Below are 14,023 nucleotides of genomic sequence, written 5' to 3' on the forward strand. Positions count from 1 at the left end.
GCCGCCGGGCCGCCCCATTACTTTAATTCCCATTTCGTTCCTGTAGCCCGGCTAGCCGCCGGAAATCGCCCCGAGGGGGCAGGAGACTGTCTTCCATGCGTGCACCCTTCCATTCCTCCTCATTTATTCAACCCCCGCTTGGACGCTTTCGGCCCGCCCTCGCGCTCCTGGGCGCCATTCTGTTTCTTCTCCTCTGGTCCTGCCAATTGGAGTCGGGAACCAAGGTGGAGGATACCGCCAGCTTCGATCAGCTGTTCGATTCGCTTTCCAAATACGATAGCGTCATCATCGTGTTCAACGACACCAACGGCCGCTTCCTGGATACGGTTTATCAGGGCAAGGTCGACAGCCACGCAAAGCTCGTGAACCTGCCCGTTAAAGGATGGGATGGGGGAAAGGCCATCATCCGCATCACCGGGATCACGGGCGGCAAGGTGGTTTATGAAGTGCAGAAGAAATTCGACGGAACGGTGAATCAGGTGGACGGCAATACCTATGTCATCCTGCCGGGAACCGCGCTCTCGGGGAACTTCCAGGATTGGCAAATCACGGTGGGCGACTCGCTCAAACTGCCCGTCATTACGGTGACACCCGAGGCGTTGAGCGACAAGTCCATCCGCTGGATGGCATCCGACACCGCCATCCTGCACTTGGGATCTGATTTCGTGCGGGCGAAGTCCCAAGGCAGCGCCACCCTGACGGCCCGGCTCCGGTCCGATTCCACCAAAGCTTTCGCGATCCTGGTTACGGTCAATTCCAATTTCCGTATGCCGGACAGCCTGTTCCTTTCCCCCAATCCCATGCAACTCACGGCGTCGGGAGCGCCGGGGCAATTCACGATTCGATCGACCCCGGCCACGGCCGATAAATCCGTGGATTGGATATCGGACGATTCCACCATCGCCCGGGTTTCGCTCGACGGCTCGGTGCAAGGGCTGAAGCCGGGAAGCACGCGGATCAGGGCGGCCTCGAAGACCAAATCGGAAGTGACCGCCGGCGCCGACGTCCTGGTCGCCGCTGAAACCCCGGTGAGCAAGGTCGCCTTCCTCAACCAACCAGGCAACCTCTACGTGGGCGGCGTGCCCGAAAGCCTGCTGGTCAAGGTCACTCCCCCAACCGCCAATCAGGAGGTGGAATTTTCCGTGGCCGACTCGGCATTTGCCGCCGTCGCGAATCACAAGATCACTGCGCTTAAGGCCGGAACGACGCAGGTGATCGTCCGATCCTCGCGCTACCCTTCCATATCCGATACCTTGCCGATCACCATCGCGGCCGGAGTCCCGGTCCAGAGCGTTTCCATCATCAACAAGCCGACCGCTCCTTTCTATACCGGCGGATCCGCCTTAACCCTGCGCGCCAGCGCGTCGCCTTCCCAGGCGCCGCAAATCTTCGCATGGCGCTCTTCCGCTCCCGCCCTGGCCTCGATCGACGATTCCGGCAAGGTAACGCCGCTGTCCCCCGGAACCGTCACTCTGTACGCCCTCAGCAAGGTCGATAGCATTAAGCGGGATAGCGTCACCGTCTCGATCAGGCGGGACATTCCCCAACTCGCGGTGGGCCGGGACACCACCCTTTCCATAGGCCAGAGCATCACCTTTACTCCCGTCGCCCCAAAACAGAGCGGAGGCTCCATTGTGGAATTCAAGTGGGACCTGGATGGGGACCAGGTGTGGGATGATTCCGCCTCGGCCTTGAAACCGGTTTCCTTTACCTACAACCAGGCCAAAGATTACGCGGCGCGCTTCTACGTCAAGGATGATCAGGGGAACGATACCACGGTTGTCCGCCATGTGAAAGTGGTCAATGGTTCGGTGGTTCTCATCCAAGCGCCCTTCGACAAAAGCTATGCCAACAAATCGCCCATCAAGGTCACTTGGACCGTGGACGGCAAAGCCCAGGATTCGTTGATCCAGGAAACCCTGAAGGACGGGGCCAATACCGTTACCCGGACCTTCCGGGATTCCTTGAACCGCGTCTTTAGCGCCAGCATCGTGGTCTTTTTCGACACCGTCGCGCCCAACAAGCCTTTAGTGCATGGGACTTCTCTGACGGCCGTCACGCAACCAATCTGGACTTGGGCAACCGGAGGCGGAGGAGGAGCCGGCGCTTTCCGCATCAATGTCGATTCGGAATCGATCTTCAGCGCCGAAATCCGCGATACGAGTTTCACGCCGGTTTCGGCTTTGACTGCCGGCGTGCACACCTTCTACGTTCAAGAGCGGGATGCGGCGGGCAACTGGTCGGCCTCGGGGAAATTCGCGACCACGATCGATTTGACGCCGCCCCTGGCGCCTTCCGTTTCCGCTCCGCCGTCGCCCACCAATAATCCCAGGCCAACTTGGGCCTGGGCCACCCGGGGTGGAGGCAGCGGGAATTGGCGGTATAAGATGGGAGACAGGAACCTTTCATCGGGTGCCACCGAAACGCTGAACGCTTATTACACTCCTTCGTCCGATTTAGCCTCCGGCACCTATACCCTCCATGTCCAGGAACGCGATTCGGTCGGGAACTGGTCCGCTTCCGATAGCGCCTCCGTGGTTGTCGATCTCTCGGCCCCAAATGCACCCAATATCGTTTCGCCATCCACACCCACTCGAGCTACCAAACCTACATGGAATTGGAGCAGCAACGGCGGGGGAGGCAATGGAACCTATCAATATCAACTGGACGTCAATCCCGCCGTAACCACTAGCTCTCTGACGTTCACCCCAAGCACCGCGCTCACCGATGGGACGCACACGCTCAAAGTTCAGGAGAAAAACAACTCGGGAACGTGGTCGCCCGCCGCAACGTCTTCCGTGTTGATCAAATCCGCGCCTCTGGCGCCCACGGTGTCCGTTGCCGCGACCCTGACGAACGCGCCCAACTGGACGTGGACCCCAGTGGCGAACAGCGGAGGAAACGGAACCTATATCTATCAATTGGACGGCGGAGCCGGTTCTACGGTTCAACCCGTGACCCAATACTCCCCTACCCTGAGCGAAGGGTCGCACACCCTCTGCGTTTCCGAACAGGACGCTTTGGGTTCCGGAGCCCAGGGATGCAAATCATTGCAAGTGGATTTGACCCCTCCCGCGCTTACCCTTACTGCGCCTGTAGGAATGGCCAAGGTTTTCTCGAATTCGCCGACTGCGACCGGGACTGTCTCGGATGCGAATGGAATTAAGACTTTATCCTATGTGTTGAATTCCGGGGCAACCCAAAGTTTCGCGTTTACGGGCAGCCCATGGACCCTGAATTCGATTCCGTGGTCTGAGGACCGGAACATCCTTGCCGTAACTGTTACCGACAATGCGAACAATTCAACGACCATCCGTGATACGGTGTATAAAAGGTCCAACGTGATTTTCGTGCGCAAAACCGCTACCGGCGACGGAACATCTTGGGCTAACGCCTATGGGGAGTTGAATGTCCCCTTAAGCAACCCGGCGATAACCGGAAAGGCTATATGGGTTTCCGCAGGGACCTACGCCCCTGCTTCAGCGCAGCTTTCTGGAATGTCGGTGGGCACAAACGATTCCATTTATGGAGGCTTTGCCTCAAACGGCTCCGGGATATCTTTGGCTGAGCGAAACTATAACTTGAATCAAACAATAATACAGGGTCTGGCCTTTGACGGTGCGTTGGTACAATTTTCCGGGGACAACGCCATTTTCAATGGTTTTATTCTCGAGAAAGGCTCTTCTGGAATCGGGAATGGCTCTGGCAGAAACAATAAAATCATTAGCTGTACCTTTAGGAACTTTACCGGGACGGATAACGATCCCTTGGTGATGTACTCGGATGGTTCCGGATTGATCGATAGTTGTCTTTTTACCGGTAACCTGAATACCCATCAAGGCGTCCTGCGCGGCGGCGGCTTCACGGTGGCTCACACGACCATTCAAAACAACACCAGCAATGCTTCGAGCGGGGGAGTTTCCGTAATAGCGGACGTAACGATGCACGATATGACGTTTTCCAATAATAAATCTGATGACGGAACAGGTACCCTTGTGAGCATTCACGTCCTTGCCGCCAATGGAACCTTAACCTATGAAAAATCAACCTGCACTTTTGATGGCCTCGCCGATGGATCGGGTATTATTGACGCGGGTGGGACGATTGTTTCATACTGACTTAGATTCAATTAGGCAGAGATTGAAGTTTCGCGCCCCCTCTTGGGATTCCGGCGCTAATGTGGTTGAGGGGCGGATAAGTCCGGAAGCCGCTCGGGCGTGCTTTCGCGGATGACCAGCCGGCTTTTACAGACTTCCAATTCGGACTTGGCGGGGTTCCCCTCCCGGATGCGCTCCAACAGCATCTTCGCCGCCGCGGCCCCCAACTCATAAGAGGACTGGGCAACGGTGGTCAGCGGAGGGGTAAGTAATGCGGAGATGGGATTGTCGCTAAATCCAGCCACGGCCAGATCGGAGGGAATCTTCACTCCTGCCTGCTTGCAAGCCAGGTACACCCCCAGGGCCACGGGATCGTTCACGGCGAAGACCGCATCGGGCCTCGGGCGCAGGGCCAAGAGCTTGGCGGCCTCCCTGCGTCCATCTTCTTCCTCGAGCCCGCCATGGATCAGATACGCGGGCGGGGCGGCGAGGCCATGCTTTTTCAAGGCGTCGCGATATCCCTTGATGCGGCGCCGGCTGATCAGCAAAGCTTCTGGGCCCGCCAGGTGCGCGATCCTGCGGTAACCGCGTTGGATCAGATGCTCGGTCAACGCGTAGGCGGCCTCGTAATCGTCCCCGACTACCTTGGGAGCCTTCAGCTTCTCGGGGACGCGATCGAAGAACACCACCGGAACGTTCCGCTGCATGAGGTTGGCGAAATGATCGGTGTCCCGGGAATCCTGGGCCAAGGATACGATGATACCGGCCACGCGATTGGACGCCAGGGTCTCGGCATTGCCGACCTCTCGGTCGTGGCTTTCGTTCGACTTGCACACCAGCACGGTATAGCCGGCTTTGAAGGCGACTTCCTCGATGCCGTCCAGGGCTTGGGAGAAGAAGTGGTACTTGATGGCCGGCACGATCACCCCGATGGTCTGGGTGCTTCCCCGCTTCAGGCTCTGGGCCACCGAATCGGGTTGGTAATTCATTTCCCGGGCGGTCTTCCAGACCGATGCCTTGCGCTGGTCGCTGATATTCGGATGATCCCGCAACGCGCGCGAAACCGTGGCGGCGGATATCTGCAGGTGCTGAGCGATGTCCTTGATGGTGGCGGTTTTCTTCATGCCGTATTCCCGCGGAACGATCGCACCCTTGACCGGGCGCGCCCGCCCGCGCGGCCCGCCCTGCCGTAATCGTATTCACCCAAGGGCGCGGTGTCTACGGGAAAAGGGAATCCAACGAAAAAGCCCTCCTCGCGGAGGGCTTGCGTAGCGGGACGAATCCACCAAGCGTTCAACGAGTGGTGGCGAAAGTGCGGGATTTCCGCTTCTGCATACGGATGAAGTTGGCGCGGCGGAAATCGTTGCGATGCTCGAGGCAATAGCGAGGATATACGAACTGCTTCGGGAACACCTTGACGACGTACCGGTTATCGCATCCATCGAGGCAGCAGCAAAACTCGAGGTCCAGCACTTCCGTGTAGTTGTGCTTGAACACCATGTTTTTAACGTCTACGCTTTCGAATTCCTTCTTATGCTTGGCGCGTTGCTTGATGTCCCGGTGCAGTTCGCAGTATTTCGCAATGGGGTGGCCCCAAAATTCCCTGCCGCAGCCCGGTTCCTGGCAAATCTTAAGTTTGATTCGCTTCTTCTTCTTATACTTGGGCAGCTGCATGTCGCGAGTCCTAACTAGCCATTTCGGCTGGTGAAGGGCATACGGTCCCCTTATGAGGGTAAAAGATAATAAAACTGGAAGAATTTTCAACCAGAAATGATAGTTTCTCCCATCATTTTAGTTTTTATAGGCTAAATTCCTTCAAAATCGGCAAAACTTTTTTTCGCCACCCTACCATGGAAGAAACGTTAAATCCCTCAAGAACGCCAATGCAATTCAAATAAAGCTGGGACTGAAGTCGACCGGCGGCCAGCTTCGCTTCCTCTCCGGTGGCCAGAATAAAAAGCCCGGCAGGAATTGGCCGCTTCGCTTGCCGCCGGAACCGGGACGCTCGCCGGGGATCCGGGTTTATAATGGAGCCATGTCCGCCCTTTCGCGTCTTGCCATCGTGGCGGTGACCTGCCTGTCCGCGGGCTGCATTTTCGATTCCGGCTATTCCGTGCAGGATACCTTGGGGCCGGTGGCCAAATCCCAAGTACTGGATACCGTGGTCGGGGGAAACGCGATCCCGGCCCGCCGCGTCGATCTCTATCAGCCGCTGTTGGACCTGACCTTGAAGCCGGGGCAGATCGCATCGCCGGAAACCTTCGCACCCGTCAACGTGAAGGATCACGAGGACAGCGGCCGCGTCGTTCAATACCGGATGACCCGGCAGCGTTTCGGTTCCTGGAGCCCGGAATTGGAGTTCAAGTGGAATTGGTACCAGTTACAGGCCAATTGGATCTTCCCCAAGGAACTCCCGGATACCTCCGGCCTGGCCGGCGGGACCGGTGCGCTGTACGAAAAGCTGCATAGCGAGGATCGCTTCACCCGGTACTTCGACAGCGCGGCCGCGCCGGGAATCTGGAACCTCATCAATAACTCGACCAAGCCGGGAGCCGTTGGGGTTATGGTGAAATCCAACGGCACTGGCGACACCGTACTAGTGAAACTGGTGGTGGCGGGATCCCCCGCCGATCGCGCGGGCATGGCGAAGGGCATGGCCATTCTCGCGGTGGGCGATTCATCGGTAACGGGGGACTCGGCCCTGACACGGTTCGCGCGCTTCAACTCGGGGGATTCGGGCAGCTCGGTGAAGCTCACCTTCCTGGCCCCGGGCGGAACGCCTACCACGCGGGAGCTGGTGCGCGTTCCGGTGGCCTTCCCTACCGTGCTGGTGGATTCGCTCGATGGCGTAGCTTACTTGACCATTACCGGTTTTACGCCCAATACGCTTGATCAGAAATCGACGTGGACGGAACTGCGGGATGCGCTCATCGCCACGCGGCGCTTTCCCGCGACCATCTTGGATCTCCGCGACAACGGAGGCGGGTCCTTGGACGTGGCCATGCTGATGTGCGATGAAATCATTCCGGCAGACAAGGTGATCATCCGCCAGGTGCAGCGCCGCTTCGACGAGATGGCCTTGGCCCCCATCGCGACCGAGATAGCGGAGGTGGCCACCGGCGGGGGCGCGGGGGAGAAGGCCGCCGACGGCAGCGCCCGGAAATACCTGCTGTTGGCCGACAGCGGGACCGCCAGCGCGGCGGAAATCTTCGTGGTGTCGCTGCGCGAGGGCGCAGGGGTGCCGCTCATGGGAATCAAGACCTTCGGCAAGGGAGTGGGCCAGATCGTCAAGAACACGCCAGGCAAAGGATTGTCCTTGATCACCTTCCTGAAATTCACGAGCGCCTCGGGCCTGGATTACCATAAGCATGGCCTGGAGCCGGACTACCCGGACTCCGCGTCCGGGGATTCCCTCCTGCCGCATGCGGTCGCGAAGGCTAAGGAACTGGCCCAGATACATACGGCCGCGAAACGCTCCGCCGCTGAGGGCAGGGCCCTCATGGCTGCCGCTGCCGCGGCGGAGTGGAACCGCAAGCAGGCGCTGAGGCCGGGAGTGAAGGAATTGCTTCTGGAAGACCGGCCATAACGGGCCATCGGATTCCGGACCGTTGATCGCCGGCGAAAACGGGAGCCTTTAAGCCGGGCTTTGCATCTCTTTCAAGATTTCCAGGAACAAGCGGATGCCGATTTCGATGGCATCGTCGTTGAAATCGAAGCGCGGATTGTGAAGCCCGCCCTGCTTATCTCCCAGCCCGAGCCATAGGTAGGCTCCGGGAGCCTTCTCGAGGAGGAACGGGAAGTCCTCGGCGGCCATGCTGGGCCGCGGTTCCAGGACGGCTTCGGCGCCGAAGGCGCGTATGGCGGCGCGTCGGGCCAAGGCGGACATGGCGGCATCGTTGCGGAGCGCGGGGCAGCCCTCCACCCACCGCAGATCGGATTCCAGGCCGAGGCCGCGGCAAAGGTTCGTCGCCAACGTTTCCAAGCCCTCGCGCAGGCGCGTCCTCACGGCAGGGGCATGCGCGCGCACCGTACCGCGCAACAGGCATTCTTCCGGGATCACGTTGTAGGCGCGGCCGGCTTGGATATGGGCGAAGGTCACCACCGCCGTATCCAGAGGATCGATATTACGGCTGACCAGGGATTGGGCCGCGGTCACGAGCTGGGCGGCGGCGAAGACGGGGTCGCGGGTGAGATGGGGCTGCGCTCCGTGGCCGCCCCGACCCGACACCTTGATTTCGAAATTATCCACCGAGGCCATCACCGCGCCGGAATGCACGCCGATGGACCCGAAGGGGAGTTCGGGCCATCCATGCAGGCCGAACACCGCCTCTACCTTGGGATTATCCAGGGCGCCGGCCAGGGCCATCTGCTTGGCGCCGTTGCCCGCCTCTTCGGCGGGTTGGAAAAGGCATAACACGTCGGTGGCGTAGGGCTTCCCGGCGCGGGCCAAGTGTTTGGCGAATCCCAGGAGGATGGCGGTATGGCCGTCGTGGCCGCAGGCATGCATGGCCTTGCCGCCCTTCGCGGCCCAGGGCAGTCCCGAGGTTTCTTCCATGGGAAGGGCGTCCAGATCGGCGCGGAAGGCGACCGCGCGCGAGCGATCGCCCCCGGGCCAGCGGGCCGAAAGGGCGGCGCTGCCGGGGAATTCCCGCAACTCGAATCCGGCCGAGCGCAGATCGGCGGCCACGCGATCGCGGGTGCGGTACTCCTGGCCGGAAAGTTCGGGGTCGGAATGCACGGCGCGGCGGAAGGCCACGCAGTCGCGGATGAGTCCCGGATCGAGCGCGGGCGCGCCCATCACGAACCCGATCGTCTGCCTGGCGCGCCTGAGACCAGGCGCAGCTCGGGCAGGAAATAGTTCATGGGATCGACCTTGGCCCCGCGCACGGTGAGTTCGAAGTGCAAGTGCGCGCCCGTGGCCACGCCGGTCATGCCCATGGTGCCGATGGGCTGACCGCGCGCCACCTTCTGCCCGCGCTTCACGGTAACGTCCTGCAAATGGGCGTAAAAGGTTTCCACCCCGCGGCCGTGTTCGATGCGCAGGCAATTGCCCCAGAGCAGATCCTTCTCGACCGAGGCGACCGTGCCTCCGCCGGCGGCATAGACGGGAGCGCCGGCTTGCTGGGAGAAATCGACACCCGCATGCAGGGCCTTGCGGCCCGTGAAGGGATCGGGGCTGTAGCCGAAGCCGCGGGTGTTGAGGGCCGCGGGGGCGACGGGCAAGGAGGTAGGGAGGCCTTCGACCAGATCGGAGCGCGCCTGGAGAAGGGCCAAGGTGCTGTCCAGGGAAACCGAGATGGCCCGGGCCTTGGCCAGGGCGACGCCGGGATCGGGACGGCCGGCGCTGGCATGCAGGAAGGAGAAGAGGCCGGAGGACTTCTGCTTCGCATCGCTTTCCATGTACTCCACGCCGGAGAGCAGCAGAGCGTTTACTTTCTGTTCTTCCAAGTGGGCCAGTTCCCCGTGCAGGCCGCGCAGATCCTGGTCGAGCTTGCCAACGCGCGCCTCCAAGGCGCGGTTTTCCTCGCCCAGCCGTTTGCGTAAGGCGCGAGTCTGGTCCGGCTCATGCAAGGAACCCGTCACGACCAGCCAGACCCCGAGGGTGGCCAGCGGCACGGCCACGCAGGCGGCGATGATCAGCGAGCGCCGGGAGACCGCGAGGGAACGTACCCGCGAGGTGTCCTTGGGGTAGAAATTGATCCGGAGTTTATCGTCCATCGGATGGGCGCCGGCCCGCCGATCAGCGCGGCCGCTTCTGGAGCTGGCCGAGCCTGGCTTCCAGCTCGGAGATGTTCTTCTTGTACTTCTCGATGTTGCGCTGCATATCGGTCACGCCCGGCCGCATGCCGAAGCGGTCGAGGGTTTCGTCGAGAAGGGCCAGATGGGCCTCCTTCCCGAGCTCGGTGAACTCGCGGATCAGCTTGCGGCGTTCCGCCATCAGATCGAGGTGCAGTTTCCCGGTGCGGGCCGCTTCCTCGATCTTATTGGCCGAGGTCTGCGCCCCGGTCAGGACCGATTTCTTCAATTTTTCCAGGAAACTGTCGGTCATGGTCCGTCCTTCCCGATTGGCCTTGCCCGCCGGACCCGGAGTCCAGGCGTCCAGGAAGGCCCTCAGCCGGATGCTAATATAGTATTCAGGCCGAAGGGAAGGTCAGCGATTCCGGCTTTGGGAAGGCCAGGGTATTTCACGGTTCCTCGGGGAAACCCGGTTCGGCCGCGGCCTGGTTTTCCTCGTTCTCCGCCAACTCGCGTTCGCGTTCCGCGCGCAAGGTTTCGGTGATGATGTGCCGGAAATTGGTGTCCACGAAATCGAAGACGTCGTCCTGGGCAGCCTGCGGATCGTCCATCAGCAGTTCCTGCACGCATAGGGCGGTGGAAATCATGATTTCCTTGACCAACTCTTCATCGTACATCCTCAGATGCTCTTGCACGGGGCCGCCTTCTTTCGGTAGTCACGGGTGACTGCTCGGATGATTATACGAATCGCCCGATCCGGCGCGCAAGACAAGTCAGGCCCGGGTTTTTATCTTGAGCCGGGCCTGCGCGCCGGCGTATAGGGCCCTCGCGTTGCGGATGGCTTGGACTTTTTTCGGATTTTGCGATCGCCCATGCAGGTGATCGCGACCAGAAGCGGATCGATTGATGGCGGATGCAAAGACCGGGGATGGAATGCGGCTTCGGGGCGCCGGCCGCACCTTCGCCAGAGAGGTGGTCGTCCCCATCATCCTGGCGCTGGTGGTCATCCAGTTCGTCATCCAGGCATTCAAGATCCCTTCGGCTTCGATGGAGGACTCCCTCCTCATCGGGGACTTCCTCTTGGGCCTCAAATTCGTTTACGGATCGCCCCTTCCGTATTCCCACCATAAGCTGCCCGGCCTCACCGATCCCAAGCCCGGCGACGTCCTCATCTTCAAGTATCCCGGGGATCCGGAATATCCCGAGGGCGATACCAAGCGGTATAAGTTCCTGGCCAACCTTTTCCTGTTCGGCAACCTCTATTGGGATAACCATCCAGCCCCCGGCGAGAAGAGCCTGGTGTGGTACATGCCCAAGGATTTCATCAAGCGGTGCATAGCGCAAAGCGGGCAGGTCATCACCGTCTCGGGCCCCAAGCTGCTCATCGACGGGAAGGAATCGCCGCTGCCGCGTAGGGGCAAGTTCCGGGACGATCGCGGTTACGATCCACAGCGCGATACCCTGAATTTCCGATTGCCGGTTCCGGGCGAAACCATCGACTTCGATACCTTGACCCTGGAGCACGCGGTGTGGATGCGCTCCCTGGCCTACCAGGAGCATCCGGACGAGGACGTGCAGTTGCAGCTTGACTTGATGAAGGATTCCGTGGTCGATAACGATTACGTGCTGCCTTACCTGAACGGCGATCCCGCCAACCAATCCCATGGCGCGGTCTACGCCCTGCTCAACCTGCCCTTCCAAAGGATGTTCCAGGGCAGCACCATGTACCTGCATTCGGAAAACGTCCCCTTCAAGGTTTTCCAGGACGCGGCCCGTTACGGCTTCATCCGCACCAACGATCTGCCCGCCTTCCGTACTTATGATCCGTCGGATAGCGCGGCGGCGCGGGCCGCGCATTCGGGCCGCCGCGTGGACAGCAATGAGTATTTCCTGGGCTGCTATCTCCAGTTCGTGGGCCAGAACATACGGGGCCAGAGCGACTCCCTGCACCACTACCGCATCCGCCCTTCCTTGATCATCAACGGCCAGCGGTCCAGCAAATATACGGTCATGAAGAAGTGCTTTTTCATGATGGGGGACAACCGCGATCGCTCCTCGGACAGCCGCTATTGGGGCCTTTTGTCCAAGGATTTCGTGAAGGCGAAAGCCTTCATCATCTACTTCTCCTTCGACGACGCGGACGATCGCTTTTCCTTCACCAACCCGTTTTCTTGGTTGCTTATCCCGGGCAAGATCCGGTGGAGCCGGATCGGGAAGCTGATTGACTAGGGTAAGCCTGCGGGCGGCGACGGCCGCCGGCGGACTGCTGCTCGCTGCCTGCGCCCATATGGAGGCCCCTCCCGGAGGCCCCGTCGACACCAAGAAGCCCTTCATCACCGCGGTGCAGCCCGCGCCCGATTCCACCCGCGTGGGCCTGGATCTGGATGCCCGCATCAAGTTCTCGGAATGGGTGGCGCAGGACGTCGAACGCGGTAAGGTCTATCTGGTCCCTCCCCTGGCTAAGCGGATCCGGCCGCGCCTCTCGGGGAATGAATTGCGCGTGACCAGCACCGGCCGCCTGGATACCAACACGACCTACGTACTGGGAGTGCTGGAAACGGTGAAGGATTTGAACGGCCTGCCGCTGGAGTCTCCCTTGCAGCTCGCTTTCTCCACCGGCCCCTCCCTCGACTCCGGCAGCCTGGCCGGCGTAGTCGCCCCCTTCCAGGGCCGGCCCTCGCTCGGCGCATTCGCGGCCTTATACCCGCGCGGCCCGGAGCTGCGCGGACGCTTCCAGCACCTCACCCATCGCAACGATAGCGTGGTGGTACCCGCGCCCCAGCCGGAGCCCCGCAAGGAGAAGCCGGCCTACATCGTGCCCGCGGATACCCTGGGGCATTTCGCATTCACGCACGTGCGGCCCGGCCGCTACGCCTTGCTCGGGTTCCAGGACGTGAACGGCAATCTCACCCCCGAGGTGGGCGGCGAGGCCCTGGCCATCGGCCCTTCCGTGGACATCGCCAAATCCGGCCAGGCCGCGGCGTCCTCCGCCGCGGGATCGGCTTCGGGGGACGCGCAAACGCTGACCCTGGCCCCGTACGACACCGTGCCTTTGCGTTTGACCGCGGCCCGCTGGGTCCAGGAAGGGATGTACCAGGGCAAGTGCCTGGGCACCGTGCGCCTGAAGCTCAGCCGTCCGCCGCATCCCCTGGCGGCCTTGCGCCGCGACGCCTACGACCTGCATAGGGCGGGGCCGGCCGGAAAGCCCGCCGGCGCGTCCTTGCCGATCCTGGACGTATGCCTGAATCCGCTCTCGGGGGAGATCGAAATCGCCACCATGCCCCTCGATCGCGATAGCCAATACGTGGCCTCCTGCGCGGGCCTGCGCGATCCCAACGGTAACCTGGCCGATACCTCGCATAACCGCGCCGCCTTCAAGGCCGACACCGCGGCGCGCGATACGACCAAGGCGGAACCGGTTTTCCTGGGGCCGCGCAAAGTCTCGGGGGAAGTCCCGCGCCTGCCTCCCAACGGGCTCGCGCCCGGAGCCGGCCTTACCGCCTATTATCCGCGCCTGCTGACCGATTCGCTGCAAGCCTGGCTACGCGCGCATCTGCAAGCCAAGCTGGATACCGCGCCGCTGCCCTACGCATTGGAGCGCATCAGCCACCACGAGTTCTCCCTCAAGTTCCCGTCGATCGCGCCCAAGGGGCAGCACCTGGTGCTGGCCCTCAAGTCCGACAGCGGGACCGCGCCGCGCGCGGGGAGCGCGCCGGCGCCCGGAACGTCCGCCCCGGCCGCGCCTGCCGCAACGCCCTGGGCCGGATTCGTTTTGGCCGACGCGGCGAAGATGGGGTCGCTCAAGTTCAAACAAGATCGTTCCGCGTACGGCTCGCGCTTGGTGGTGCGGTCTTTGACTTCCCCCTTCGAAGCTTCCCGGGTCACCCCCGCCGCCGATGAGGTCACCGTCGATAGCTTGCCCGAAGGGTTTTATGCGGTGGATTATTTCCGCGATGCCAACGGCGATGCCGTTTGGGAACCCGGCAACCTCGCGCCATGGACCCTCGGGGAGCCTTACGTGCAATGGGCCGATTCCGTGGAAGTGAAGGCCGGGATAGCCGGCCGCGGCGACGGCAGGCCTCCCGGAACGCGGCGCGCGGCCCCGGCCGATTCCACCAAGGCGGAAGGGTCCATCCCTATCCCCGAGAGGAAGCTGGCCTGGCCTCCGGCTTGGTAGGCCGATTGATTCC

At 61.5% G+C, this 14,023-nt stretch carries 10 protein-coding genes; 4 read left to right on the forward strand and 6 right to left on the reverse strand.

Features of this window, described 5'->3' with window-relative positions; translation table 11 throughout:
• The first annotated feature begins 95 nt into the window (after positions 1 to 95).
• Positions 96 to 4,118, forward strand: a complete 4,023-nt coding sequence (locus JF616_04370; GenBank protein MBW8886975.1) for an Ig-like domain-containing protein — start codon at positions 96 to 98, stop codon at positions 4,116 to 4,118.
• Positions 4,119 to 4,174: 56 nt separating this feature from the next.
• On the opposite strand, the gene JF616_04375 is transcribed toward JF616_04370, so the two are convergent.
• Entirely contained in the window at positions 4,175 to 5,221 is a 1,047-nt protein-coding gene (locus JF616_04375; protein ID MBW8886976.1) for a LacI family DNA-binding transcriptional regulator, read from the reverse strand.
• A 169-nt stretch (positions 5,222 to 5,390) separates the two neighbouring features.
• Complete coding sequence (locus tag JF616_04380; GenBank protein ID MBW8886977.1) at positions 5,391 to 5,771, reverse strand: hypothetical protein; 381 nt, start codon at positions 5,769 to 5,771, stop codon at positions 5,391 to 5,393.
• A 361-nt stretch (positions 5,772 to 6,132) separates the two neighbouring features.
• On the opposite strand from JF616_04380, the gene JF616_04385 reads away from it, so the two are divergent.
• Positions 6,133 to 7,683 (forward strand): PDZ domain-containing protein, encoded by a 1,551-nt coding sequence (locus JF616_04385; GenBank protein ID MBW8886978.1) that lies wholly within the window; start codon positions 6,133 to 6,135, stop codon positions 7,681 to 7,683.
• Between the two features lie 48 nt (positions 7,684 to 7,731).
• On the opposite strand, the gene JF616_04390 is transcribed toward JF616_04385, so the two are convergent.
• From JF616_04390 to JF616_04405, 4 genes are all read right to left on the reverse strand, one after another.
• Positions 7,732 to 8,895: an amidohydrolase gene (locus JF616_04390; protein MBW8886979.1), complete on the reverse strand. Its 1,164-nt coding sequence runs from the start codon at positions 8,893 to 8,895 to the stop codon at positions 7,732 to 7,734.
• Complete coding sequence (locus tag JF616_04395; GenBank protein ID MBW8886980.1) at positions 8,895 to 9,815, reverse strand: M23 family metallopeptidase; 921 nt, start codon at positions 9,813 to 9,815, stop codon at positions 8,895 to 8,897. Before JF616_04395 ends, JF616_04390 begins: the two co-directional genes overlap by 1 nt.
• Positions 9,816 to 9,837: 22 nt before the next feature.
• Positions 9,838 to 10,146, reverse strand: a complete 309-nt coding sequence (locus tag JF616_04400; protein ID MBW8886981.1) for a hypothetical protein — start codon at positions 10,144 to 10,146, stop codon at positions 9,838 to 9,840.
• Positions 10,147 to 10,282: 136 nt separating this feature from the next.
• The gene (locus JF616_04405; protein MBW8886982.1) at positions 10,283 to 10,528 is read right to left on the reverse strand and encodes a hypothetical protein; all 246 of its coding nucleotides are present in this window, start codon (positions 10,526 to 10,528) and stop codon (positions 10,283 to 10,285) included.
• A gap of 211 nt (positions 10,529 to 10,739) precedes the next feature.
• Here JF616_04405 and lepB point away from each other — a divergent pair, with 211 nt between their 5' ends.
• Both lepB and JF616_04415 read left to right on the forward strand, forming a co-directional pair.
• A complete protein-coding gene (lepB, locus tag JF616_04410) occupies positions 10,740 to 12,062 on the forward strand; it encodes a signal peptidase I (GenBank protein ID MBW8886983.1) in 1,323 nt (440 codons plus the stop codon).
• Positions 12,055 to 14,010 carry an Ig-like domain-containing protein gene (locus JF616_04415; GenBank protein ID MBW8886984.1) on the forward strand — a complete coding sequence of 652 codons (1,956 nt, stop codon included), beginning with the start codon at positions 12,055 to 12,057 and terminating at the stop codon, positions 14,008 to 14,010. Before lepB ends, JF616_04415 begins: the two co-directional genes overlap by 8 nt.
• Positions 14,011 to 14,023: the final 13 nt, after the last annotated feature.

This window comes from Fibrobacterota bacterium, from assembly GCA_019509785.1.
GTDB lineage: Bacteria > Fibrobacterota > Fibrobacteria > UBA11236 > UBA11236 > Chersky-265.

Excerpts from the sequence above, each read along its gene's own strand:
- JF616_04370 (MBW8886975.1), top strand. The coding sequence starts at position 96 with ATGCGTGCACCCTTCCATTCCTCCTCATTTATTCAACCCCCGCTTGGA.
- JF616_04375 (MBW8886976.1), bottom strand. The coding sequence starts at position 5,221 with ATGAAGAAAACCGCCACCATCAAGGACATCGCTCAGCACCTGCAGATA.
- JF616_04380 (MBW8886977.1), bottom strand. The coding sequence starts at position 5,771 with ATGCAGCTGCCCAAGTATAAGAAGAAGAAGCGAATCAAACTTAAGATT.
- JF616_04385 (MBW8886978.1), top strand. The coding sequence starts at position 6,133 with ATGTCCGCCCTTTCGCGTCTTGCCATCGTGGCGGTGACCTGCCTGTCC.
- JF616_04390 (MBW8886979.1), bottom strand. The coding sequence starts at position 8,895 with ATGGGCGCGCCCGCGCTCGATCCGGGACTCATCCGCGACTGCGTGGCC.
- JF616_04395 (MBW8886980.1), bottom strand. The coding sequence starts at position 9,815 with ATGGACGATAAACTCCGGATCAATTTCTACCCCAAGGACACCTCGCGG.
- JF616_04400 (MBW8886981.1), bottom strand. The coding sequence starts at position 10,146 with ATGACCGACAGTTTCCTGGAAAAATTGAAGAAATCGGTCCTGACCGGG.
- lepB (MBW8886983.1), top strand. The coding sequence starts at position 10,740 with ATGGCGGATGCAAAGACCGGGGATGGAATGCGGCTTCGGGGCGCCGGC.